Raw genomic sequence first — 24,835 nt, forward strand, 5'->3', positions numbered from 1 at the left:
GCCCGGCCGCGGTTCGTGCCGCCGGCCGGGCGGACCCTGGCAGGTCGTGCTACTTGAAGGACGTCTCGGCGAAGTTCTCCTGCGTCAGCGGGGAGACCTTCGGCGGGTTGACGTCGTCGGCGAACGCGATGGCGGGCGGCGACGAGGAGATCGGCACGCCCGGCAGGTACGCCATGATCGTCTCGTTGGCCTTCTTGTAGAGGTCCGTCCGCTTGGCCGGGTCGGTCTCGATCGACGCGACCTTCAGCGCGTCGAAGACGCCCTTGTCCTTGAAGCCCCACTGCTTGTCGTACTCGGCGAACCAGGTGCCGATGAAGTTGTAACCGTCGTTGAAGTCACCGGTCCAGCCCAGCATGTGCAGTTCGCAGCCGCCGGCCTCGGTGGCGTCGATGTAGTCCGGCGCCCACTTCATGGGCTTGGGCGTGACGGTGATCCCGGCCTTCTCCAGGTCGGCCTTCATCAGCTCGAACATGTCCTGCGGAGCGGGCATGTACGGGCGGGTGACCTCGGTCGGGTAGCAGAACTCGACCTTCAGCGCGCTCTCGTCGGCCCCCGCGAGGAGCTGCTTGGCCTTGGCGGTGTCGAAGGGGTACTTCTTCACCGCGTCCGAGTAGCCGGCGACCGTGTCGGGCATGAACTGCGTCGCCGCGACGCCGCCTTCGGGCAGCTGCGTCTTGACCAGGTTCTCGCGGTCGATGGCGTGCGCGATGGCCTGGCGGACCTCGGGCTTCTGGAGGGCCTTGTTCTTCTCCTGGCTCATGCCGACGTAGAAGATGTTGAAGACGTCACGCGTGGGGACCTGGAAGCCGTCGCTCTCCAGGGTCTTCACGTCCGCGGGCGCGACCAGGTCGTAGCCGTCGATGTCACCGGCCTGGAGGGCCTGGCGACGGCCGTCCTCGGTGTCGATGGTGCGGAAGACCAGCTTCTTGATCTTCGCCTTGGAGCCCCAGTAGCCGTCGTAACGGTCCAGCGAGACTTCCTTGTTGCTCTTGTTCCACTCGGTGATCTTGTACGGTCCTGTGCCGGCGACGGTGCCCGCCACCTGGCTGTACTCGGGGTACGTGATCGCGTCACCCTTGGCGGTCGCGTCCTGCTTCGCGTACTCCGCCAGGGCCTTCGGCGAGTGGATCGCCAGCGCCTGGAGGGAGAAGCCGCCGGGGAGGTTCGCGGAGGGCTCGTTGACCTCGATGACGGCGGTGCTGTCGTCCTTCGCGGTGCAGGACTTGTAGTTCGCCTTCGGCGTCTCGGGGTCCTCGTTGGCCGCGAAGCCGCCCATGACGGTCTGCCAGTAGTAGGAGACCGCGCTGGACTGGTACGTGCCCTTCCAGTTGAACCAGTGGTCGTAATTGGCGCACACGGCGGCGGCGTTGAACTTCTCGCCGTCGTGGAAGGTCACGTCCTTACGGAGGTTGAACGTCCAGACCGTGCCGGCCTCGTTGCTCGACCACTTCTCGGCCAGGGCGGGGGCCAGTTCGCTGCCGCCCGACTCGTGCTTCAGCAGGGCCTCGAAGGCCTGGCGGGTGACCCGGAAGGTCTCGCCGTCGCTCGCGAGCGCCGGGTCCAGCGAACCGGGGTCACCGGGGCCGCCGAAGACGAAGGTGTCCTTCGCGCCGCCCGAGTCACCTTCCTGGTCGCGCTCGCTGGAGCAGCCTGTGGCGATCAGCGCGACGGCCAAGGCCGTGACGATCGCCCCAGCGGCTCGGGACTTGAATATTCGCATGGTCCACCCCAGGGGTCCGGACGAGTCGTGAACTCGGTCTTGACGGCCGAACATTACAGTCAAGAAAGTGCCAAATGAACAGGCCGCAATGCGGAGTTGCAGACCTGAGATCCGGACAGTCGACAAATGGACAGACTCCGGGGCATCGCGCCCCAACCAGTCAAGTCCGGCCAGGCGAGCCGTAGTTGGGGCGGGCGAACCGGGTGAATCTCCCGTACGACGCAGAAGCCCCCCGTCCGCATGGTGGGACCATGCCGACGGGGGGCGTGCGTGACGTACGGGCAGCGGGCTACTCCTTGGTGAGCCCCTTCGGCGCCTCGGAGGTCTCCTCGGGAGCCTCGGCCGGCTCACCGACGGCCGGCTTGACGACCGCCGGCTCGCTCACGGCCGGCTCACCCACCGCGGGCTCACCGGCGGACGCCTTCCCGGCATCCGCGCCGGCCGCCACCGCGTCGCCCACGAGCGCGATCGCCTCGCGCGCCGAGGCGAGCACCTTCGTGTCGTCCGGGATCTGGTCCGGCGCGTTCTCCGGGTGGTGGCAGGCCGCCTCGTGCCCCGGCTCCAGCTGGATCAGCGGGGGCTCCACCGTCCGGCACACCTCCGTCGCCTTCCAGCAACGGGTGTGGAACCGGCAGCCGCTCGGCGGCGAGATCGGCGACGGCACGTCGCCCTTGAGCAGGATGCGCTCGCTCTTGACCCCGCGCCGCTTCGGGTCGGGCACCGGCACCGCGGACAGCAGGGCCTTCGTGTACGGGTGCATCGGCCGCTCGTACAGCGACTTGCGGTCCGACAGCTCGACGATCTTGCCGAGGTACATGACGGCGATCCGGTCCGAGACATGGCGGATGACCGAGAGGTCGTGCGCGATGATCACGTACGTGAGACCCAGCTCGTCCTGGAGGTCGTCCAGCAGGTTCACCACCTGCGCCTGGATCGACACGTCCAGCGCGGAGACCGGCTCGTCCGCCACGACCAGCTTCGGGCTCAGCGCCAGGGCCCGCGCGATACCGATGCGCTGGCGCTGGCCGCCGGAGAACTCGTGCGGATAGCGGTTGTAGTGCTCGGGGCTCAGACCCACCAGGCCCAGCAGGCGCTGGACCTCCTTCTTGACCCCGCCCTCGGGCTCCACCTTCTGGAGCTTGAAGGGCGCGCCGACGATCGTGCCGATGGTGTGACGCGGGTTCAGCGACGAGTACGGGTCCTGGAAGATCATCTGCACGTCGCGGCGGAGCGGACGGATCTTGCCCGCCGACATGTGCGTGATGTCGTGACCCTGGAACTCGATGCGCCCGTCGGTCGGCTCGTCCAGCCGCGTGATCAGCCGGCCCATGGTCGACTTGCCGCAGCCGGACTCACCGACGATGCCGAGCGTCTCACCGGGATGGACGTCGAAGGACAGCCCGTCGACGGCCTTGACGGCGCCGACCTGGCGCTGGAGCAGCCCCTTCTTGACGGGGAAGTGCTTGACCAGCCCCTCCACCCGCAGCAGGGGCTCCCCCGTCTTGTCTTCTTCCGGCCTGTCCGCCACAGCGGCATCCTTTGCGTTACTCACGGCGTCGGCGCTCACAGCTTCGGCGCAATCTCTTCGGTCCAGATCTTGGTCCGCTGCTCCTGCGTCATATGACAGGCGGAGTGGTGCCCGGTGCCGACCTGCTTCAGCTCGGGGCGCTCCGTACGCGTGATGCCGTCCTTGGGGACGTCGGCGTACGGGCAGCGCGGGTTGAAGGCACAGCCCTGCGGCACGTTGATGAGCGACGGCGGCTGTCCCTTGACGGGGATGAGCCGTTCCGTCTGCTCACGGTCGATCCGGGGCATCGAGCCGAGCAGGCCCCAGGTGTAGGGGTGCTGCGGCTCGTAGAACACCTTCTCGGCCGGTCCGCGCTCGATGCACCGGCCGCCGTACATGACCAGCAGGTCGTCGGCCATCTCGGCGACCACCCCGAGGTCATGGGTGATCATGATGACCGCGGAACCGAACTCCTTCTGCAGATCCCTGATGAGGTCGAGGATCTGCGCCTGGACGGTGACGTCCAGGGCGGTCGTCGGCTCGTCGGCGATGAGCAGTTCGGGGTTGTTCACCAGGGCCATCGCGATCATCGCGCGCTGGCGCATACCGCCGGAGAACTCGTGCGGATAGCTGTCGACGCGTTTGTGCGGCTCGGGGATGCCGACCCGGTCGAGCATCTCGACCGCCCGTGCGCGGGCGACCTTCTTGCTGACCTTGTGGTGGACGCGGTACGCCTCCACGATCTGCGAGCCGACGCGGTAGTACGGGTGCATCGCGGACAGCGGGTCCTGGAAGATCATGGCCATCTTCCGGCCGCGCAGCCGCCGTACATGGTCGGGGTCGGCCCCGACCAGTTCCTCGCCGTCCAGCCAGACCTCGCCCGATATCGCGGCGTTGGCGGAGCGGTGCAGGCCCATGACGCCGAGCGAGGTGACCGACTTGCCGGAGCCGGACTCACCGACGATGCCGAGGGTCTTGCCGGCGTGGACGTCGAAGCTGACGCCGTCGACCGACTTCACCAGACCGTCGTCGGTGCTGAAGTGGATACGGAGGTCGCGTACGGAGAGGAAGGGCGCCCCTGATTCGCCGGACCCGTCCGCTCCGGCGGGCCCGGTGGCCTTGGAGACCACCGGCTCGCCCGGCGCGGACGCGGGACCGGGCACCCGTACCGCGGACTGCTCCTTCGAAACCTCGCTCACGAGTACCTCACCCTGGGGTCGATGGCGGCGTACACCAGGTCCACCAGCAGATTGCAGAAGACGATGAAGAATGCGGCGAACAGGGTCACGCCCATCACGATCGGCAGGTCGGCGTCCTTCACTGACTGGATCGCGTACGAGCCCATGCCCTGGAGGGAGAAGACCTGTTCGGTGATGACGGCGCCGCCGAGCAGCAGGCCGAAGTCCATACCGAAGATCGTGACGATCGGCGTCAGCGCGGACCGCAGTCCGTGCTTGGCGACGACCGTGCTCTCCCGCAGACCCTTGGCCCGCGCCGTACGGATGTAGTCCTCCCCCATCACTTCCAGCATGCCGGCCCGGGTGAGCCTGGCGTACAGGGCGGAGTAGAGGAAGGCGAGGCTGCACCAGGGGATGATCAGGTTCCAGGCCCAGTCCGCCGGATTGTCCGCGAACGGGACGTAGTTGACGCCGTCCGACCACAGTGGCCACTGGACGGTGAAGAGGGCCAGACCGAGCATGCCGGTGAAGAAGATCGGCAGCGAGACACCGGCCAGGGCCAGCGTCATCGCGAAGCGGTCGAAGATCGAGCCCCGCTTGAGCGCCGACAGGACACCGATGGCGACACCGGAGAGCAGCCAGATCACCGCGGCACCGATGGCCAGGGAGAACGTGATCGGCACCCGGTCCATCAGCTCGGGCCACACCTCGACGTGCGTCTTGAAGGAGTAGCCGAAGCAGGGCGCGTTGCACATGGACGGGTCCGGGCCGAAGTTGTACTCGGCGCCGACGAAGATGCCCTTGATGAAGTCGAAGTACTGGGTGTAGAGGGGCTGGTCGAGCCCCAGGTTCGCCTTGACGGCGGCGATCGAGTCGGGGTTGGCGTCCTTACCGACGTACTGGACTGCCAGCTGGTCGATCGTCTGCCCACCGAGCCGTGGAACAAGGAAGAAGATCGCGAAGGTGACTGCGCTGACCACCAGCAACAGCATTACCGCGGCGATCACGCGTCGGATGATGTACGCAGTCACAGCCGATCGGCGCCGGGTCCGCCGGCCGGGGGTGACCCGGCCGGCGGACCCGAAGCCTTCACCTGCCTTTCAGGCATTTCGGGGGGTTGGGAAGCTCTACCGCTGGATTAGGTGGTGGAGCCGATCAGCAGGTAGTCGTACATGCCGAGGTACGCCTGGGTCACGGTGACGTTGGTCGCCGAGTCCGGGCGGTACAGCAGGTTCTTGCGGTAGATCAGCGGCACGGCCGAGGCGTTCTCCATGACGAGCTTGTCGACCTCGCCCCACGCCTTGGTGCGGGCGGCGGCGTCGGTCTGCGCGATACCGTCCGACAGCGCCTTGTTGATCGCCGGGTCGTCCAGCTCCATCAGGTTGTTGCCGCCCGAGGGCTTGATGGCGGAGCCGTTGACGATCTGGTCGAGGAAGCCGAAGCCGGTCGGCCAGTCGGCGCCCCACGCCATCATCATCATGCCGAGCTTGTGCTCGTGGACGTAGCTGGGGACACCGGCGAAGTTACCGAAGTACTTGCCCGACGGGTACTGCTTGATCTCGGCCTCGATGCCGACCTTCTTCAGCGAAGCCTGGATGGCGGTCGCCATCTGGACCTCGTCGGGGCGGTCGGAGCGGGCCGTCAGGTTGGTCTTGAAGCCGTTCGGCTGACCGCAGTCCGCGAGCGCGGCCTTGGCCTTCGCGACGTCGCCCTTGTTGCCGTCGGTCTGGTACAGGTCGAACTTCTGGTACCCGTTGACCGTCGGCGGGAGCAGCGTGCTCGCCACGTCGCCCTTGGTGTCGCCACCGAGCGCGGCCTGGACGGACGCCTTGTCGATCGCGTAGTGGACGGCCTTGCGGCAGTCCGCGTTGTCGAAGGGCTTGACCTTCGTCGACAGCGCGAGGTACGAGGTGGCGCCGGCGTACGAGTTGTCCGTCTTCGCCTTCTCGCTCGACTTGGTGAGGACCTTGGGCTGGGTCTTCGTCTGAAGACCGGTGCCGGCGGCGTCCACCGTGATGTTGTCGCTCATCAGGTGCTGGTCGACCGTGGTCGGGTTGACCTTGAACTTGATGGTGATCTTGTCGGCGAGCGCCGGGCGGATCGGGTCGGTGGCCTTGTCCCAGTGCGGGTTGCGCACGAGGGTCGCGCTGCGGCCCTCGTTGTACGACTCGAACTTGTACGGGCCCGACGACGAGATCTGCTTGACGTACTCGGCGCCCTTGTCCTTCGCCTGCGGCACGGGGGCCGTCTGCGAGAAGGTCGCCAGGTAGTCGAAGTCGGCGAACGGCTTGTTGAGCTTGAAGACGATCGTCTGGTCGTCCGGGGTCTCGATGGACTTCAGGCCCTCGGCGGACTTGTCCTTGTACGGGCCCTTGTACTTCTCGCCGCCCAGGAGGTAGGCCTTGAAGTAGGTGGGACCGTGCGAGAGGGCCTCGGGCGCGAAGTTGCTGCGCTCGATGGCGTACTTGACGTCCTTGGACGTGACCGGGCTGCCGTCGTCGAACTTGACGCCCTTACGGAGCTTGTACGTCCACGTCTTGGCGTCCGCGCTCGGCTCGCCCAGGGACTCCGCGAGGTCGGGAACGACCTCCAGGCCCTCCTTGCCGGCGGCCGGCTTGAAGGTGGTGAGCGTACGGCCGTACAGGCGCGAGAAGTTCTGCACCCAGCCGTAGTAGGTGTTGCCCGGGTCGAGGGAGTCCGGCACGTCCGAGTGCTCGAAGGTGACGGTGCCCCCCTTCTTGTCGGACTTGTTGACGACGGACGTCAGTCCGGCGTCGATGCCGGCGCCGCCGCCCTTGCTGTCGTTGTCCTTGCTGTCCGAGCCGCCGCACGCCGACGCGCCGAGCGCCAGCACGATGGCTGTCGCCAGGACAGCTGTCGCTTTCTTGGTCTTCATCCTGAGGAAAGCCCCTCTATCGATGGATACGGCACGGAGCTCAAGGTCGGCCGCTGTGGATGGTGCTGGGTGGTGCTGGGTGGTGCTGGGGGGTTACTTGCTGCGGGGGTCGAGTGCGTCACGCAGCCCGTCGCCCAGCAGGTTGAATGCCAGCACGGTGATGAAGATCGCCATGCCGGGCACGAACATGTAGTGCAGATCGACCTCGTACAGGTCCACCGCGGTGGTGAGCATGCCGCCCCACGATGCCTGCGGCGGGGCGATGCCCACTCCGAGGAAGCTCAGACCGGCCTCGAAGAGGATGTTTGTGGGGATCAGGAGCGTCGAGTAGACGAGGATCGGCGCCACGAGGTTCGGCAGCAGTTCCCGGAAGAGGATGAAGGGCCCTCGGGCCCCCAGACTTCGGGACGCGTCGACGAACTCACGCCGTCGCAGGCTCATGGTCTGCGCGCGCACGATCCGGCCCATGTAGGGCCAGTTGAAGAAGCCGATCACGAAGATCAGCACACCGATCCGCAGGGGCAGTCCGCTGAGTCCGAAGGCGCCGTCCTGGAGGGCGGCCGAGATCGAGATCGCGAAGAGCAGCAGCGGGAAGGCGAGGAAGGTGTCCATCAGCCGGCTGACGACCGCGTCGACCCAGCCCCCGTAGTAGCCGGCGATGACGCCGAGCAGGGTGCCGATGGCCACGGAGAGCAGCGTCGCTCCGGCGGCGACGAGGAGCGAGACCCAGGAGCCCTCGATGATGCGGGCGAGGAGGTCACGGCCGAGGCCGGGCTCCACACCGAGCGGGTGGTCCCAGCTCATGCCGCCCCAGGCGCCCTTGGGGGCCAGCAGCTCCGGGTCGACCAGGTCCTGGTTCAGGGCGTTCGGGTCGAGATCGAAGATTGCCTGGATGGGCTTGGCAAGGACAGCGAGCAGGACCAGGAGGATGACAACGATGCCGCCGGCCACGGCGGCCTTGTCGCGCTTGAAGCGCGTCCAGGCTATTCGACCGAGCGAACGCCCCTCTATCTGGCTCTGCTTGGCGCCCGTGAGCACTGCCTCCGGCTGCACTTCGGCAGCCGACTTGGTGGTCTCGATCGGTGCGGTCACAACGTCTTCGACCCCTCCTGGCCGGCGGTCGCCGGCCCGTACCCGCCGTTGTAACGGCCTGTCTCGCATCAGTTGGCGCACACATCGGTGCTGGTGTCGCGGAAGCGTCCCGTCAAGGGCTTCCCGTGGAGCGATGCTGGGCTGCTCGCACAAGGGACCGACGGTCCCCGCTGCGGGGAGTCTTCATCGCGTTAGTGATCACCCGCCAGGGGGTAAGGGGAATGTTTGCTCAAACGTGATGGAGTCAGACAGCTACCGTTATCCGGACGTTGTGATCGCCTCAGCGGAACGGCGGTCCGTTTTCGGTGTGTTTCGGTACGGCTCGCGCCGTCCGTAGTACGTACGGTACGCCTGTCGTACCGGCCGGTACGTCGCGGGGCGCAGGCTTACCGGCCCGACGGCCGGCCGGGGCGGGCCGATGGGGGATCCGGCGCCGGTCCGTGGTCAGTAGGCGCGTGGCGCGGCCGGCGGGTAGCCGTAGCCCGAAGCGGCCTGGGGCGCCCCGTGTGCCTCCCGGTCGTAGAACGGCCGGGAGTTGGCCCGCAGCCACATCGTGACCGGGTCGTACTCGTCGGACATCGCGACGGTGGAGACCGGCAGCCCCTCGGGGACCGCACCGACGGACTGCTGCATCATCGCGCGCACGGCGTCGACGGACGCCGGGCTCGTGTCGTACAGATCCAGCCCGATCGTGAGATAGGGGGCACCCAGTGCCGGATGGACCCACGCGCGGCGCAACGACCGTACGGCGGGCGTGCGGTGGGCGTTCTGCGTGAGCAGCGCGTAGAACTGCGGGATCTCGACGGCCGGTTCGGAGAGCCGCAGCGGGCCCGCGGGCATCCGGTCGAGGCCGGTGGCGATCCGGCGCAGGTCGAGCCAGGGGATGCCGACACCGCCGCCCGGCGCGTGCGGGTTCAGCCAGATCCCCCAGCGTTCGGGGTAAAGGGCGCGGGCGATGTCGCGGCCGGTGACGACCTCGTGCTCGCGGTTCCAGCCACTGACGGAGAGCTCCTGGGCGGAGGTGACGCAGGGCGCGTAGCCGAGGCCGTCGACCTCCATGTTCCCGTACTGCGCGTCGGGCGAGCCCGCACGGCCGTGCCAGAGCAGCATCCACACCTGACCCGCCGAGCCGTCCGCGAGTGCCTGGAGCAGCGCCTCGTAGGCGTCGTAGCGTCCTGGCGTCACCTGGCGCAGCATGTGCTCGACCTGCCCGGCCGCCGCGGTGCCTGACGCGCTCACTCTTGGTCCCGCCCCTCGTCGATCCACCATTTGGACCGGCCTCCCCCGCTTCGGGCCCGTGCCGGCCAGGCCATCAAACCAGCTTAGTCCGGCGGGTCATGGCCGGATCCGGGGCACGGGCCGCACGGCGTGTTACCCGGGTGGGACGGTCGTCCGCTGGTAGAAGGGCCGCACCCGCTCCACCATCCACGTTCCGACCGGATCCTGGGTGGCGTCCAGCAGAACGAGATTGACCGGCCAGCCGACCTGGGCCCGGCCGAGCGCCCTGCCGAGCGCGTCCATGGGCGCGTTGCGCTCGGCGGCCTCCCAGGAGGAGAGCTGGACGCCGACGAAGAGCACCGGGGGCTCGCCCTCGATGCTCGCGAGGCCCCGGCGCGCCGTGAGGACGACGCCGGACGCCTCGAACTCCTCGGCGGCCGCCGTCAGGAAGTCGACGGGGTCCTCCTGCCAGTCGGGCTCGAAGAGCCGCACCCGGCCACCGCTCGCGGGCCCGTCCAGGGGCGTACGGCCCACCCGGCACAGCTCCGCGACGGCGAGCGGCGGCAGCGGCGCGCCGACCATGCCGCCGGGGTTCACGGCTATACCGAGCTGCGGGGGCAGGCCGCGGGCGAACTCACGGGCCGGGGCGACCGTGAAGGGCATATGGGCCCCGACGCACTGGAGGTACTGCTGCTCGGAGCTGAAGACCGGGACGTACGGCGCGCCCTCGATCTCCAGGGTGGGCAGATCGAGTCCGGGGCTGTCGGGTCCGCCGCCGTTGGGCAGCGGCACCCAGAGCCGGCTGCGCCCGAGGACCTCGACCAGCCGCCCGCCCGCCGCCGCGTTCCCGAGCGACGCGGCGAGCACCTCTTCCAACTCGTTGCCCGGCCATGCTGTGTTCACTGACTCTCCCGTATCGCCCCGTACGACTTCCGCGCCCCCGCGTGCCCCGGAAAACCCTAACCCCGCCGGGTCGCCGCCGTAGTGGCCGCGCCCGAGAACCCCTGGCCGCGCCCGGTGGCCGGTGCCGTCCGCGACGCGCCCCGCTCACACCCCCCGGAAATCGATCCCGGCCAGCGCGCCCGCCGCGTCGCGGTCCAGCAGGACCGCCGACACGCAGCCCGCCGGGAGGCGGCCCGACTCCGCGTCCGTGACCAGACGGGACACCGCGCGGCGGTGGCGGGCGAAGGCGTAGCCCGAGACGCCGCGGCCGCGCTCGCGCTGGCCCGCGCGGGCCGTCTTGGGTGTGACGTCCAGCAGGACGAGATGGAGCCGTCTGTCGCGCCGCCGCGCCTCGCGGGCCAGCCAGCGTCGTACCCACGCCTGGGTGCCGCAGTCGTGCACCACGACGCTCGCGCCGGAGCGCAGCGCCCGCCGCAGCCCCGCGTAGTGCGCGAGGCGCACCAGCGGCCGGTAGACCGCGTACGGCAGCCGTCCGGGCAGCATGCGTGCCCAGCGGTCGCGGGTGTCCTGCGAGTCGATCCCCCGGCCCGCCGCGGCACGGCCGATCAGCGTGGACTTCCCGCTGCCCGGCAGCCCCGAGACGACCACCACGTCGCCGTCGCCGAACGTCAGGCGCCGGGGCCCCCGGCCGCTCCGTTCGCGCAGGTCCCGGACGACCGGCGGGACCGCCGCCAAGGTCCGGCGGGGGACCGCTGCCGGCTGGGCGGGCACCCCCGCGGTCGTCGCGTACGCGCCTGCACGGGACCGCTGCAACGTCATCGCCCTCCCCCTGTCGGGTCCATCGCCGTGGTCGATGTTCCCTGCCCTTGAAGTGTAAAGAATGGGTAATACGGCACAAGCGTTTTGCTGATCACGGCCCTGTCGGCCCTGTCCTTTCAGCCGGACGGACGCCCACGCCGCCCACCCTCCCCGGAGACACCCGCGCGTGCGATGATGTGCGCGCCAACTCCATACCGGCCGTTCGAATCCGCGCGGGAGAGTCCTGGTCACCGTGGGTGCCGGGCGCCGAAGGAGCAAGTTCCTCCCTTGAATCTCTCAGGCCCAGTACCGCGCGGACGAGGCAGATCTGAAAAGCGAATCGCCGTCAGGCGCTTCCACCCAAGGTGCAAGTCACGACCTCCGTATGCGTACGTGTACGTACACGTCGTGGTGAACCTCTCAGGTTCCGATGACAGATGGGGAGGATTGTCCTCTCTGTCATGCCCCTGGGAGCCACACCTATGAGCAATACGTCTCACACCCCCGCCCCCGAAGCGGCCGGTCCCGACGGCCCGCGCCACACCGCGCTGGACGCCGTGCACCGCGCCCTGGGCGCCACCATGACCGACTTCGCGGGCTGGGACATGCCGCTGCGGTACGCCAGCGAGCGGGAGGAGCACCTCGCCGTCCGTACGAGGGCCGGGCTCTTCGACCTCTCCCACATGGGCGAGATCACCGTCACCGGCCCGCAGGCGGTCGAGGCGCTGGACTACGCGCTGGTCGGCAACATCGGCTCGGTCGCCGTGGGCCGCGCCCGCTACACCATGATCTGCCAGGAGGACGGCGGCATCCTGGACGACCTGATCGTGTACCGCCTCGACACCCACGGGTCACCCGAATTCCTGGTCGTCGCCAACGCCTCCAACGCGCAGGTCGTGCTCGACGAGCTGACGGGCCGCTCCGCGGACTTCGACGTCGAGGTGCGGGACGACCGCGACGCGTACGCGCTCCTCGCCGTCCAGGGCCCGCGGTCGCCCGGCATCCTCGCCTCCCTCACCGACGCCGATCTGAGCGGGCTCAAGTACTACGCCGGGCTGCCGGGCGTCGTCGCGGGCGTGCCCGCGCTGATCGCCCGTACCGGCTACACGGGTGAGGACGGCTTCGAGCTGTTCGTGGAGCCCCGGCACGCGGAAGGGCTGTGGCAGGCGCTGACCGCCGCGGGCGCGTCCGCCGGACTCGTACCGGCCGGACTCTCCTGCCGCGACACCCTGCGCATGGAGGCCGGGATGCCGCTGTACGGGCAGGAGCTGACCACCGGTCTCACGCCCTTCGACGCGGGCCTGGGCAGGGTCGTCAAGTTCGAGAAGGAGGGTTACTTCGTGGGCCGTACGGCGCTGGAGGCCGCTGCCGAGCGGGCCGAGAGCGCGCCGCCGCGCAAACTGGTCGGGCTCGTCGCCGCGGGCCGCCGGGTGCCGCGCGCCGGATACCCGGTCGTGGCCGACGGACAGGTGGTGGGCCATGTCACCTCTGGCGCGCCGTCGCCGACGCTGGGCCGGCCGATCGCGATGGCCTACGTGGACGCGTCGCACGCGGCGGCGGGCACGGCGGGCGTCGGGGTCGACATCCGTGGCTCGATCGAGCCGTACGAGGTCGTCGCGCTGCCCTTCTACAAGCGACAGAAGTAACGCCCGAAACGACAGAAGCGGCGCCCGGCCACCCGCGAGGCGCCGCGCCGGTATCTCACTCCGCAAGACACGTGTTCACCACCACTCCCCCGCGTACAGGAGAATTCACGCCATGAGCAACCCCCAGCAGCTGCGCTACAGCAAGGAGCACGAGTGGCTGTCGACCGCCGAGGACGGCGTGTCGACGGTCGGCATCACGGAGTACGCGGCGAACGCCCTCGGCGACGTCGTGTACGCCCAGCTCCCCGAGGTCGGTGACACGGTGACCGCGGGCGAGACCTGCGGCGAGCTGGAGTCGACCAAGTCGGTCAGCGACCTGTACTCCCCCGTGACGGGTGAGGTCACCGAGGCGAACCAGGACGTCGTGGACGACCCCTCGCTGGTGAACTCCGCACCCTTCGAGGGCGGCTGGCTGTTCAAGGTACGCGTCGCGGAGGAGCCGAAGGACCTGCTCTCCGCCGACGAGTACACCGAATTCTCCGGCAACTGAGACCCCAGGGACTGTGATGTCTTCGAAGTCGCTCCTCAACTCCTCACTCCATGAGCTCGACCCGGACGTCGCCGCCGCTGTCGACTCCGAACTCCACCGACAGCAGTCGACGCTCGAAATGATCGCGTCGGAGAACTTCGCTCCGGTCGCGGTCATGGAGGCCCAGGGCTCCGTCCTGACCAACAAGTACGCCGAGGGCTACCCGGGCCGCCGCTACTACGGCGGCTGTGAGTACGTCGACGTGATCGAGAACATCGCGATCGACCGGGTGAAGGCGCTCTTCGGCGCCGAGCACGCCAATGTGCAGCCGCACTCCGGCGCGCAGGCCAACGCCGCCGCGATGTTCGCGCTGCTGAAGCCCGGCGACACGATCATGGGCCTGAACCTGGCCCACGGCGGTCACCTGACGCACGGCATGAAGATCAACTTCTCCGGCAAGCTCTACAACGTGGTCGCGTACCACGTCGACGAGGAGAGCGGCCAGGTCGACATGGCCGAGGTCGAGCGCCTGGCGAAGGAGTCGCGTCCCAAGCTCATCGTGGCCGGCTGGTCCGCGTACCCGCGTCAGCTCGACTTCGCCGCGTTCCGCCGGATCGCCGACGAGGTCGACGCGTACCTGATGGTCGACATGGCGCACTTCGCCGGGCTGGTCGCCGCCGGGCTGCACCCCAACCCGGTGCCGCACGCGCACGTCGTCACCACGACCACGCACAAGACCCTGGGCGGCCCGCGCGGCGGCGTGATCCTCTCCACGCAGGAGCTGGCGAAGAAGATCAACTCCGCGGTCTTCCCGGGTCAGCAGGGCGGTCCGCTGGAGCACGTCATCGCGGCCAAGGCGGTCTCCTTCAAGATCGCGGCGTCCGAGGAGTTCAAGGAGCGCCAGCAGCTCACGCTGGACGGGGCGCGCATCCTCGCCGAGCGGCTGGTCCAGGACGACGTCACCGAGGCCGGTGTCTCGGTCCTGTCGGGCGGCACGGACGTGCATCTGGTCCTGGTCGACCTGCGGAACTCGGAGCTGGACGGCCAGCAGGCGGAGGACCGGCTCCACGAGATCGGCATCACGGTCAACCGCAACGCCGTCCCGAACGACCCGCGCCCCCCGATGGTCACCTCGGGCCTGCGGATCGGCACCCCGGCGCTGGCCACCCGCGGTTTCACGACCGAGGACTTCACCGAGGTCGCGGACGTCATCGCCGCGGCCCTGAAGCCGGAGTTCGACCGCGAGGCCCTGGCCGCGCGCGTGACGGCGCTGGCGACGAAGCACCCGCTCTACCCCGGTCTCTAGTCGCACCCGCTCCACCCCGGTCCCTGGTCGCACCCGCGACCGGGGCCCACGGCCGCCGCGCGCACCCGACCGGCGCGCGCGGCGCGCCGTACCGTCGCACCTGTAGGTACGTTTTCTGCACCACCCCCGGCAGACAACGGCGTCTACCAGTCCGCAAGGAGTCCCACCGTGGCCATCTCGGTCTTCGACCTGTTCTCGATCGGCATCGGCCCGTCCAGCTCCCACACGGTCGGCCCCATGCGCGCGGCCGGCCTCTTCGCGCGGCGGCTGAAGAACGAGGGCCTGATGGCCCACACGGCCTCGGTACGGGCGGAGCTCTTCGGCTCGCTCGGCGCCACCGGCCACGGCCACGGGACACCCAAGGCCGTCCTGCTGGGCCTGGCGGGCGAGTCCCCCCGTACGGTCGACGTCGAGTCCGCCGACGCGCGGGTGGAGGCCATCCGTGCCAGTGGCCGGATCAGTCTGCTCGGGATGCACGAGATCCCCTTCGACTTCGACGCGGACCTGATCCTGCACCGGCGCAAGGCGCTGCCGTACCACGCGAACGGCATGACGGTCTTCGCGTACGACTCCGCCGGCGGCACCCTCCTGGAGAAGACGTACTACTCGGTCGGCGGCGGCTTCGTCGTGGACGAGGACGCCGTGGGCGAGGACCGCATCAAACTGGACGACACGGTGCTGACGTACCGCTTCCGCAGCGGTGACGAGCTGCTGCGGCTGGCCGGCGAGACCGGGCTCTCGATCTCCGCGCTGATGCTGGAGAACGAGAAGGCGTGGCGCACGGAGAGCGAGATCCGCGAGGGGCTGCTGGAGATCTGGGGGGCCATGCGGGAGTGCGTGTCGCGCGGCATGACCCGCGAGGGCCTCCTGCCCGGCGGCCTCAAGGTCCGCCGCCGCGCGGCGAACTCCGCCCGGCAGCTGCGCGCCGAGGGCGATCCGGCGGCCCGCGCGATGGAGTGGATCACCCTCTACGCGATGGCGGTCAACGAGGAGAACGCGGCGGGCGGCCGCGTGGTGACCGCTCCCACGAACGGCGCGGCGGGCATCATCCCGGCGGTGCTGCACTACTACCTGAACTTCGCCGCGGCCGGCCACACGGACGCCGAGAAGGATGACGACATCGTCCGCTTCCTGCTCGCCGCCGGCGCGATCGGCATGCTCTTCAAGGAGAACGCGTCCATCTCGGGCGCCGAGGTCGGCTGCCAGGGCGAGGTCGGCTCCGCCTGCTCGATGGCGGCGGGCGCTTTGGCGGAGGTCCTGGGCGGCAGCCCCGAACAGGTCGAGAACGCCGCCGAGATCGGCATGGAGCACAACCTCGGCCTGACCTGTGACCCGGTCGGCGGCCTCGTACAGATCCCGTGCATCGAGCGCAACGGCATGGCGGCGGTCAAGGCGGTGACGGCGGCGAAGATGGCGCTGCGCGGCGACGGCAGCCACAAGGTGTCGCTGGACAAGGTCATAAAGACGATGAAAGAGACCGGCGCGGACATGTCGGTCAAGTACAAGGAGACCGCCCGGGGCGGGCTCGCGGTGAACATCATCGAGTGCTGAGCGGGCAGCAGACTCACTCCAGGGAAGTGCGCGAGGATTTCAGGAGCGAATGACATGGCCGGTATGTCCGCACTCGAACTCGAAACGCTCTGGACCGAATTCCATGGCGTGGTCAACATGACCTCGCAGGAGATCGGCGTGGTCCTCCAGGCCGACGGGGACGGCGAGTCCGAGTGGACCAGTACCGGGCTGCGGGTGCTGGAGATCCTGCAGAAGCGGCGGAGCGAGCTGACCGAGGAGGACACCCGGGTCATGTACGACGTGGTGGAGCGCGTCGAGGACTTCGCGCCCGGTGCGGACGGCCGGCCGAGCCGTGACCAGCTGATGAGGCTCGGTCACGACCCGCTCAGGTCGGCGCCCGAAGGCTCGCTGTAGGCCTGATGGCCGTCAGCGTGGGACGTGCTGCCACAGGATGACGCAGCCGGCGCCGATCACCGACGTGAGGCTCGCGCACACCAGGCGCCGCCTCAGCAGCTCGTAGCGCGCGCTGTACTCCTTCCGCAGTTCGGCGGCGCGCGCCACCACCAGTTCCAGCGCCCGCCGGGACATGGCGATGTGGTCCTGGGTGTAGAGGCTGACGACCTCTTCGTGCTGTGCGGTGGTCAGCCACGGCATGCGGTCGGCGAAGAGCACGGCGTGCGCGCGGGCCTCCCGTACCCGGCTCTGGGCCAGGAGGTAGCCCTCCAGTTGCTGGATGCCCGCGGCGGCCTCGTTCGACGACGGTGAGGACTTGCGGATCACGGCCGGCCCTTGTCGTCTCCCGATGGACCGCTGACGTCCGCCTCGGGTTCCACGATGTCCCTGCGGCCCTCGTTGTGCGCGTCCTCCAGTGCGGTGACCTCAGGGTGGTGCAGGTCGAACGCCGGGGATTCGGAGCGGATACGGGGCAGCGTGAGGAAGTTGTGCCGCGGCGGCGGGCAGGAAGTCGCCCATTCGAGTGAACGGCCGTAGCCCCACGGGTCGTCCTCCTCGATCTTCTTCCCGTACTTGGAGGTCTTCCAGACGTTGTAGAAGAAGGGCAGCAACGAGAGGCCGAGCAAGAACGCGCTGATGGAGGATGTGGTGTTCAGGGCGGTGAAACCGTCGGCGGCGAGATAGTCCGCGTACCGCCGTGGCATGCCTTCCGCGCCCAGCCAGTGCTGGACCAGGAACGTGCCGTGGAATCCGATGAACAGCGTCCAGAAGGTCATCTTCCCGAGCCGTTCGTCCAGCATCTTGCCCGTCATCTTGGGCCACCAGAAATGGAAGCCGGCGAACATCGCGAAGACCACCGTGCCGAAGACGACGTAATGGAAGTGCGCGACGACGAAGTACGAGTCGGAGACATGGAAGTCCATCGGCGGCGAGGCCAGGATGACCCCCGTCAGACCACCGAAAAGGAACGTGACGAGAAAGCCGATCGACCAGAGCATCGGTGTCTCGAAGGACAACGATCCTTTCCACATCGTGCCGATCCAGTTGAAGAACTTCACCCCGGTCGGTACCGCGATCAAGAACGTCATGAAGGAGAAGAACGGCAGCAGCACAGCGCCGGTGACGAACATGTGATGGGCCCAGACGGTCGCGGAGAGGCCGGCGATGGCGATCGTCGCGCCGACCAGACCGATGTAGCCGAAGACCGGCTTGCGGCTGAAGACCGGAATGATCTCGGTGACGATCCCGAAGAAGGGCAAGGCGATGATGTACACCTCTGGATGCCCGAAGAACCAGAAGAGGTGCTGCCACAGCAATGGGCCGCCGTTCGCGGCGTCGAAGATGTGCGCACCGAATTTCCGGTCGGCCTCCAGGGCGAGGAGCGCACCGGCGAGGACGGGGAAGGCGAGCAGCACCAGCACCGACGTCAGCAGCACGTTCCAGCAGAAGATCGGCATCCGGAACATCGTCATGCCGGGTGCCCGCATACAGACGATCGTGGTGATGAAGTTGACCGCGCCGAGAATCGTGCCGAAACCGTTGAAGGCCAGACCCATGACCCACAGGTCCCCGCCGATGCCGGGCGAGCGCACCGAATCCGACAGTGGCGTATAGGCGGTCCAGCCGAAGTCGGGGGTGCCCTGCGGGGTGATGAAGCCCGACACCGCGATGGCCGAACCGAACAGGTAGAGCCAGTAGGCGAACATGTTCAGCCGCGGGAACGCCACATCGGGAGCGCCGATCTGGAGCGGCATGATCCAGTTGGTGAATCCGGCGAACAGCGGCGTCGCGAACAACAGCAGCATGATCGTGCCGTGCATCGTGAACGCCTGGTTGTACTGCTCGTGCGACACGATCTGGATACCGGGCCGGGCCAGCTCGGCGCGCATGACCAGCGCCATGATCCCGCCCAACACGAAAAAGCCGAAGGACGTGGTCAGGTAGAGCGTGCCGATCGTCTTGTGATCGGTGGTGGTCAGCCAGCTGATGACGACACTGCCGGGCCGCTTGCGCCGCACCGGCAGCTCGTCCTGGTACGAGTCGTCCTCACTCTCCAGCGGGGCGTCGACTCCAAATCCGGGCTGTGCTGCCACACCAACTCCAGTTCACTCACCGACCACCGACGTGAACTCGCACATGCCGGCAGGGCAAACCCAGCGAAAAAAGGATGATTACGCCCGCAATGTATTCCATGCCGGTTGTCCGGACTTGCCCGGAAGGGGCGATCAGGCTGGGTTTCACACGTTCGTGGGGCATGCCGGTGCTCACGTCGACCAGGTGCGCATATTGTTCTTTCTTCAGCGACCTGGCCCGGTCCCGGCGCCTTCAACAGCCCGCTGGTCAGGCGTCCAGGCGGACCGGGAGGGTGGTCGAGCTGTTGGAGAAGAGGGACGGGACCGGGATCAGGTCCGACGGGTCGATCGCCAGGCTCAGCCGGGGGTACCTCTTGAAGACAGCCGGGATCGCGAGCGCCGCTTCCAGCCTCGCCAGCGGGGCGCCCAGGCAGAAGTGGGGGCCATGGCTGAAGGCCAGGTGTTTGCGCTGGTCCCTGGTGATGTCGAACTCGTCCGCCGCGTCGCCGTGTTGGGCCTTGTCGCGGCCGACCGCGCTGTACGGGGCCATGATCGCCTCGCCCTTGGGGATGCGGACGCCCGCGATCTCGACGTCCTCCAGGGGGTAGCGGAAGGGGAAGTTGCCGATGGGGGCGTCCCAGCGCAGGGTCTCCTCGACCACGTCCGCCCAGACCGCCTCGTCGCCCTGTTCGGCCACGGTGCGCTGGTCCGGGTGGGTGAGCAGGGCGCGTACGGCGTTGGTGATGAGGCTCAGCGTCGTCTCCTGGCCGGCGGAGAGCATCAGCAGCAGCGTGCCGACCAGTTCCTCCTCGCTGAGCGAGTCGGGGTCCTCGTCGCGGGCGGCGATGAGCGCGCTGGTCAGGTCGGCGCCCGGGTTTCGGCGGCAGTTGTCGACGACCCGGGCGAGGAGCTCGTACTGCTCGATCTGACTCGCCGTCACCTCTTCGGGACCCAGGTCGGAGCGGAAGATGTTGTCCATCAGCTCCTTCAGCCGGGGCCTCTCGTGCTCGGGCACGCCGAAGAGCTCGCAGATCACCCGCATCGGCACCGGGTGGGCGAAGTGGCGGCGGAGGTCGACGCTGCCGTCGGCGTCGGTGTGCGACGGCAGCGCCTCCAGGAGTTCGTCGACGATCTGCTCGATACGCGGCCGCAGCTCCTGGACCCGGCGGGGCGTGAAGGTCTGGGTGACCAGTTTCCGCAGCCTGCGGTGCTCCTGGCCGTCCGAGGTGACCATGTTGGTGACCTTCACCATGCCTATGAGCGGCCAGCCGTCGGATATCTCGCCGCGCAGGACCGCGTTCCAGTTGCGCCAGTCCTTGCTGAAGCGCGGGTCGGCGATCATGTCGTTCAGCAGGGCGTGGTCGGTCACCGACCACGCCATGACGTCTCCGGGCAGCTTGATACGGACCACCGGGCCCAGTTCACGGAGTCTGGCCGCTTCGCCGTGGTGATCCCTGCCGTGCGGGTCGAGGGTGACGACCGGTATCTCCGACTCGGAGGAGGCTGTGGCTCGCAAGGTCATGGTGCTTCTCCAGAACTCGGGCTGGTGTGTGCGGAACTATCCCCGGCCGGTACGGAGCGGAATTCGCGCCGCCGAGAACCGTGCCGGGAGGGCGACGGGGACCCGTGTCCACGGTGAGGGGCGCCAGGTCAGCTCCTCGGCGGGAACGGTGAGTTCCATGTCGGGCAGCAGGTTGAGCGCGGTGTTCACGGCCGTACGGGTGATGAGCCGCGCCGGTACCTGCGCCGGGCAGACGTGCGGTCCGGCCGAGAAGGCGAGGTGGGCGCGGTTGCCCGGCTCCTCGTCACCCTCGTCGGGGCGGATCGCCGGGTCGTCGTTGGCGGCGGCGTGCCCGAGGATGAGGCAGTCGCCGCGCTGGATGAACCGGCCGCCCAGCTCGGTGTCGTGCAGGGCGTAGCGGGCCGGCATGTTGTTCATGGGCGGGTCGCGCCACAGCGCCTGGTCGAGTGCGTCGTCGACCCCGAGCCGGCCACCGTGCAGCCGCGCGGCGAAGCGGGGGTCGGTGAGCATCAGGCGCAGCGTGTGCGCGATCCAGGCGGTGACCGTCTCGTTTCCGGCGGAGATCATCACCACGATCGACTGGAGGCGCTCGGCCTCGTTGCGGAGATTCGGGTGGTTGATGAAGACCGTCGTCATGTCGTCGGTCGGATTGCGCCGCCGCTCGCGCACCGTGTCGAGCAGGATCTCCTCGAAGTGCCGGTTACCGGCCTGGGAGTCGTCCGCGCTGCCGAACAGGGCGATGAGCGCGTCCAGCAACTCCCGCCCCTCGATGGCGTCCAGACCGAAGAGCGAGGCGAGGGAGAGCATCGGCACGATCGTGGCGTACTCGTTCACCAGATCCGCGCTGCCGCGCTCGGAGAACTCCGCGATCAGGTCGGTGCAGATCCGCTCGACATGGCGGCGCACCTTGCGCTGGTCGATCCGCGCGATGCCGTCGTCGAGCGGCTTGCGCAGCCGCCGGTGCTCGGCGCCGTCCGAGCCGATGACGCTGGCGCGCCAGCCCATCATCGGCAGCAGGCCGGAGTCGGGCGCGACGACGCCGTCGTACATATGGCGCCACTTGCGGCCGTCGCGGGAGTAGATCTGCTCCTGCCGGGTGATGGTCAGCAGTTCCCGGTAGCCCATCACGAGCCAGGCGGGGACGCCCGGTTCGAGCTCCACCTTGGCCACGTTGCCCCACTCGGCGCGCAGTCGCCGGTAGACGGCGCGCGGATCGGGCGCGCCGACGGCGGCGGACAGCGGGAGCAGCCCCGTACCGCCGCCGGAGTTGGAGCGGTGCGCCGGGCACCCCGGCGGAGACGGCGTCGCCGGCCCGGATCCGTCGGCGGAGGCGTCGGCGGACGGCGACGCGGGGGGCTGCTTCGGGGCGGAACTCATGAGGTGGTCTCCGGGGTGCGTAACGAGCTCGCCGACACATACTCGACAAGGCTGATCAGGGCGTCGACGGACGACGCGTGCTCGCGCGCGTCGCACACCACCACAGGCGTCGCTGGCAACAGGTCGAGCGCGCCGCGCAGTTCGTCCGCGCCGTACCACTCGCTGTCCGGGAACTGGTTGACGGCGACCGCGAACGGCAGCCCCCGCAGCTCCAGTTGTTCGACGACGTCGAAGCTGTCCTCCAGTCTTCGGGTGTCGACGATGACCAGGACGCCGAGCGCGCCCTCCGCCAGCCCCTCCCAGAGGTCCCAGAAGCGGCGCTGGCCGGGGGTCCCGAACAGGTAGAGGACGAGGCGGGAGTTGAGGGTGATGCGGCCGAAGTCCATGGCGACGGTGGTCGTGGTCTTCGTACTCATGCCGGCCAGGTCGTCCACGCCGATACTCGCCTGCGTCATGACCTCCTCCGTGCGCAGCGGTTCGATCTCGCTGACCGAGCCGACCAGCGTGGTCTTGCCGACGCCGAAGGCGCCCACGACGAGGATCTTGACGGCCTGCTGGACAGTGTCGGGCAAGTAGCGGTCAGCGGAGCCGACGGAGACCATCCAGTACCTCCTGGAGGAGTTGCGGGTCGGGCACGGCGGCCTGGGGCACACCCGAACGGGCGGCCAGATGGCCGCTGTCGACGAGATCGGACGCCAGCACCTTCACCAGGCTGACCGGCAGTTCGAGATGGGCGGCCGCCTCCACGACGGAGAGCAGCCGCTCGCACATCCGCACCAGGGCGCGTTCTTCCCTGGTCGCCGAGACCGGCAGGGCGCGTGGAGGACTGATCGCCACGAGGAGGGTCTCGATACTGATGGTGTTGCGGGTCGGCCGGGAGCGCCCTTTGGTGATCACGTAGGGACGTAACGCGCTGTCCGCGTACGCCTCCTCTCCCGGACCACTCATACGGGGTCCTGGCGCGGCGGGCTGCTCAGGTTGCCCGCGCCGATCTTGATCACCTGCGCCTGCATCTGCTTGGCGACGAGCTTCGGGTCCACCACGGGGCCCGTCACGACGGCGAGATGGGCCCCGTTGGCGCTGCGCATGAAGAGGAAACCGCCGTTGAACTCCACCATCTGCTGGTGCACGGCTCCGCCGTCCTCGCCGAACTCGCGGCCGAGACTGCGGCCGAGGGACTGGAGTCCGGAGCAACTGGCCGACAGGCGCTCGGCGGAGTCCCGGTCCATGCCCTCGGAGCTGGCCAGCAGGAGCCCGTCGGCGCTGAAGACGATCACGCGCTCGACCCCGGGTACGACGGCGACCTCGGCGATCATCCAGCTGCGCTGCTCCGGGTTCTCCACGTAGCTCATAGTCACGTCTGTCCTTCTGGGGGGAGGGGGGTGGCTGACGAGGGCGGGTCGTGCGGACCCTCGTCGGTGGCGGAGTCCGTGGCGGCGGACTCGCCGGAGGGCGGCAAGGTGCGGCCGCCCTCGAAGAACTGCTCCATCCAGTCGCCTGCCTCTTCCGGCGAGCCGGGCGGGGTGACGGCGGTGGGTGCGGGGGGCGCCGTGGGGGCGCCGGGCTCGAACTCGTCGCGCCGTGAACGGCGCTGCGGGAGCCGGCGGCCGGTGCGCGGCGGGGCGGGAACGGCGGCCGGAGGGATCGCCGGGCCGGCGGCGGGGGCCGTCCCGGCGGGCGCGGCCGTGGCCTCCGGCGGCGTTTCCGCGGCCGGCGCGCGCGTCGGGACCTCCGGGACCGGCTGCGTGGATGGCAGGACCCGCCCGGCCGGCGTACCGGCGGGTGCGAGCGTCTGGAGTACGTCCACCGGTACCAGGACCACGGCCCGGACACCGCCGTACGGCGAGGGCCCGAGCTCGACCTGGAAGCCGTGCCGTTCGGCGAAGCGGCCGACGACCGCGAATCCGGTGCGCGGTATCTCGCCGACGTCGCCGACACCGAGGAGCCGGCGGCCCGAGACGATCTCGCGCGCCCCGTCCAGCCGGTACTCGTCCAGGCCGAGCCCGCCGTCGTCCACCTCGATGACCGCACCGCGCTGCACCGTACGCACCGTCACGGGCACGCCGGTCTTCGGCGGCGAGTACTCGGTGGCGTTGGCGAGGAGTTCGGCGATGAGATGGATCAGCGGTTCCACGACGGAGGGGGTGACGCCCACGTCCGGGTCGCCGCTGACCTCGACGCGCTTGAAGGCGACGATGCGTCCGGACGCGGCGCGTACGACGTCCACGAGTGCGAGCGGCCGCTGCCACTGCTGGCCGGGCCACTCGCCGCACAGCACCTTGAGGCTCTGCGCGTGCCGGGCCTGCTGGGTCGCCGCGTGGTCCACCAGCATCGTGGTCTCCAGCAGGTCCGCGTCGCCCGGGTAGCGGTCGGCCAGACCTGTCACGGTCGCCTGGATGCGGTGCGCGGAGGTCTGCACCCGGCTGGCCAGCTCGACCAGTGAGAGCCGCTGCGACTCCTCGCGGTCGTCGGCGGCATCGGTGACGGCGGTCAGCATCCGGTCGAGCCACTCGGCGACGCCCGGGCCCAACTCGTCCTCGCCGTGCAGCGGCTTCGGGATCTCCTCGGTCCTGGAGAGCGCGGCGGGCAGACGCTTCATGACGGTGAACTCGACTTCCGCGCGGACCAGTTCGGCCCGGTCCCGGACATGGCCCTGCCAGTGGGCCTCGCGGCTGTCCAGCTCGGCCCGTACGTCCTTGGCCTCCGCCCGTACGCGTTCGGCCTCTGCCCGAACGACTTCCGCCTCCGCCCGAACGTCTTCCGACTCCGCCCGTACGCGTTCGGCCTCCGCCCGCCACCGCGCGGCGTCGGACACCGCCGCACGGTGCTGTCCGCGCAGGGATTCCATGGCGGCGACGACCAGCAGGGCGACCGCGCCGTAGGCCACCGCCGCCCCGATGTGCACGTCCGCCAGAGGCACCACGCCCGCGGCGAAGGCGAGCGGCGCCAGAAGCCGCGTGACCGGCCACAGGAGCCGTGTCCCACCGGCGGCCGGAGGTAACGCGGGGGGAGTTCTGGGGGATCGGACCATGGGAGAACCTTCGAGTTGACTGCGGTCGATGTCCGGTCGGTGAGTCGTCCGCGGCGGTTCGTGCGTGGGTGCGCGTGCGGGTGACTCGCCAACCACCCCCGAACCAGACATGGTTGAGTGATCGTATATCCGATC

The 24,835-nt window shown here is 69.1% G+C and carries 22 protein-coding genes and 1 riboswitch; of the genes, 5 read left to right on the forward strand and 17 right to left on the reverse strand.

Annotated features, from left to right (window positions below; all coding sequences use genetic code 11):
* Window positions 1–49: 49 nt before the first annotated feature.
* From IEY79_RS01205 to IEY79_RS01245, 9 genes are all read right to left on the reverse strand, one after another.
* Entirely contained in the window at window positions 50–1,720 is a 1,671-nt protein-coding gene (locus tag IEY79_RS01205; RefSeq protein ID WP_189105329.1) for an ABC transporter substrate-binding protein, read from the reverse strand.
* A gap of 289 nt (window positions 1,721–2,009) precedes the next feature.
* Window positions 2,010–3,272, reverse strand: a complete 1,263-nt coding sequence (locus IEY79_RS01210; RefSeq protein ID WP_373292431.1) for an ABC transporter ATP-binding protein — start codon at window positions 3,270–3,272, stop codon at window positions 2,010–2,012.
* 11 nt (window positions 3,273–3,283) lie between these two features.
* A complete protein-coding gene (locus IEY79_RS01215; RefSeq protein ID WP_373292449.1) occupies window positions 3,284–4,357 on the reverse strand; it encodes an ABC transporter ATP-binding protein in 1,074 nt (357 codons plus the stop codon).
* A gap of 65 nt (window positions 4,358–4,422) precedes the next feature.
* On the reverse strand, window positions 4,423–5,436 hold the full coding sequence (locus tag IEY79_RS01220; RefSeq protein ID WP_268240570.1) for an ABC transporter permease: 1,014 nt from the start codon (window positions 5,434–5,436) through the stop codon (window positions 4,423–4,425).
* A 107-nt stretch (window positions 5,437–5,543) separates the two neighbouring features.
* Window positions 5,544–7,301: an ABC transporter substrate-binding protein gene (locus tag IEY79_RS01225; RefSeq protein ID WP_189105332.1), complete on the reverse strand. Its 1,758-nt coding sequence runs from the start codon at window positions 7,299–7,301 to the stop codon at window positions 5,544–5,546.
* 93 nt (window positions 7,302–7,394) lie between these two features.
* A complete protein-coding gene (locus tag IEY79_RS01230; protein WP_189105333.1) occupies window positions 7,395–8,393 on the reverse strand; it encodes an ABC transporter permease in 999 nt (332 codons plus the stop codon).
* 444 nt (window positions 8,394–8,837) lie between these two features.
* Window positions 8,838–9,632, reverse strand: a complete 795-nt coding sequence (locus tag IEY79_RS01235; protein WP_189105334.1) for an enhanced serine sensitivity protein SseB C-terminal domain-containing protein — start codon at window positions 9,630–9,632, stop codon at window positions 8,838–8,840.
* A 132-nt stretch (window positions 9,633–9,764) separates the two neighbouring features.
* Complete coding sequence (locus IEY79_RS01240) at window positions 9,765–10,514, reverse strand: enhanced serine sensitivity protein SseB (RefSeq protein WP_189105335.1); 750 nt, start codon at window positions 10,512–10,514, stop codon at window positions 9,765–9,767.
* A 144-nt stretch (window positions 10,515–10,658) separates the two neighbouring features.
* Window positions 10,659–11,333, reverse strand: coding sequence for an AAA family ATPase (locus IEY79_RS01245; RefSeq protein ID WP_189105336.1), 675 nt, complete (start codon window positions 11,331–11,333; stop codon window positions 10,659–10,661).
* A gap of 203 nt (window positions 11,334–11,536) precedes the next feature.
* A riboswitch (glycine riboswitch) is annotated at window positions 11,537–11,634 on the forward strand.
* A gap of 160 nt (window positions 11,635–11,794) precedes the next feature.
* Between IEY79_RS01245 and gcvT the strand changes: the two genes are divergently transcribed.
* The 5 genes from gcvT (at window position 11,795) to IEY79_RS01270 (ending at window position 16,659) form a co-directional block, all read left to right on the forward strand.
* Entirely contained in the window at window positions 11,795–12,958 is a 1,164-nt protein-coding gene (gene gcvT / locus IEY79_RS01250) for a glycine cleavage system aminomethyltransferase GcvT (RefSeq protein ID WP_229700551.1), read from the forward strand.
* 112 nt (window positions 12,959–13,070) lie between these two features.
* Complete coding sequence (gene gcvH / locus IEY79_RS01255) at window positions 13,071–13,448, forward strand: glycine cleavage system protein GcvH (RefSeq protein WP_189105338.1); 378 nt, start codon at window positions 13,071–13,073, stop codon at window positions 13,446–13,448.
* 16 nt (window positions 13,449–13,464) lie between these two features.
* Window positions 13,465–14,733 (forward strand): serine hydroxymethyltransferase, encoded by a 1,269-nt coding sequence (gene glyA / locus IEY79_RS01260; RefSeq protein ID WP_189105339.1) that lies wholly within the window; start codon window positions 13,465–13,467, stop codon window positions 14,731–14,733.
* 168 nt (window positions 14,734–14,901) lie between these two features.
* Window positions 14,902–16,284: an L-serine ammonia-lyase gene (locus tag IEY79_RS01265; protein ID WP_189105340.1), complete on the forward strand. Its 1,383-nt coding sequence runs from the start codon at window positions 14,902–14,904 to the stop codon at window positions 16,282–16,284.
* 54 nt (window positions 16,285–16,338) lie between these two features.
* On the forward strand, window positions 16,339–16,659 hold the full coding sequence (locus IEY79_RS01270) for a DUF3140 domain-containing protein (protein WP_308426641.1): 321 nt from the start codon (window positions 16,339–16,341) through the stop codon (window positions 16,657–16,659).
* A 12-nt stretch (window positions 16,660–16,671) separates the two neighbouring features.
* Here the strand turns inward: IEY79_RS01270 and IEY79_RS01275 are convergent, their stop codons facing one another.
* The 8 genes from IEY79_RS01275 to IEY79_RS01310 form a co-directional block, all read right to left on the reverse strand.
* A complete protein-coding gene (locus IEY79_RS01275) occupies window positions 16,672–17,025 on the reverse strand; it encodes a hypothetical protein (protein WP_229700552.1) in 354 nt (117 codons plus the stop codon).
* A complete protein-coding gene (gene ctaD / locus IEY79_RS01280; protein ID WP_189105609.1) occupies window positions 17,022–18,755 on the reverse strand; it encodes an aa3-type cytochrome oxidase subunit I in 1,734 nt (577 codons plus the stop codon). Before ctaD ends, IEY79_RS01275 begins: the two co-directional genes overlap by 4 nt.
* Before the next feature lie 283 nt (window positions 18,756–19,038).
* Window positions 19,039–20,292, reverse strand: coding sequence for a cytochrome P450 family protein (locus tag IEY79_RS01285; RefSeq protein ID WP_189105341.1), 1,254 nt, complete (start codon window positions 20,290–20,292; stop codon window positions 19,039–19,041).
* 36 nt (window positions 20,293–20,328) lie between these two features.
* Window positions 20,329–21,765 carry a cytochrome P450 gene (locus IEY79_RS01290; RefSeq protein ID WP_373292432.1) on the reverse strand — a complete coding sequence of 479 codons (1,437 nt, stop codon included), beginning with the start codon at window positions 21,763–21,765 and terminating at the stop codon, window positions 20,329–20,331.
* Window positions 21,666–22,271 carry a GTP-binding protein gene (locus IEY79_RS01295; RefSeq protein WP_189105342.1) on the reverse strand — a complete coding sequence of 202 codons (606 nt, stop codon included), beginning with the start codon at window positions 22,269–22,271 and terminating at the stop codon, window positions 21,666–21,668. The genes IEY79_RS01290 and IEY79_RS01295 overlap by 100 nt, the downstream gene beginning before the upstream one ends.
* Window positions 22,249–22,617 (reverse strand): DUF742 domain-containing protein, encoded by a 369-nt coding sequence (locus tag IEY79_RS01300; RefSeq protein ID WP_189105343.1) that lies wholly within the window; start codon window positions 22,615–22,617, stop codon window positions 22,249–22,251. The genes IEY79_RS01295 and IEY79_RS01300 overlap by 23 nt, the downstream gene beginning before the upstream one ends.
* On the reverse strand, window positions 22,614–23,021 hold the full coding sequence (locus IEY79_RS01305) for a roadblock/LC7 domain-containing protein (protein WP_189105344.1): 408 nt from the start codon (window positions 23,019–23,021) through the stop codon (window positions 22,614–22,616). Before IEY79_RS01305 ends, IEY79_RS01300 begins: the two co-directional genes overlap by 4 nt.
* Before the next feature lie 2 nt (window positions 23,022–23,023).
* Window positions 23,024–24,700, reverse strand: coding sequence for a sensor histidine kinase (locus tag IEY79_RS01310; protein ID WP_189105345.1), 1,677 nt, complete (start codon window positions 24,698–24,700; stop codon window positions 23,024–23,026).
* Between the last annotated feature and the right edge of the window lie 135 nt (window positions 24,701–24,835).

This window comes from Streptomyces camponoticapitis, assembly GCF_014646115.1.
In the GTDB taxonomy this organism is placed as follows: Bacteria; Actinomycetota; Actinomycetes; order Streptomycetales; family Streptomycetaceae; genus Streptomyces; species Streptomyces camponoticapitis.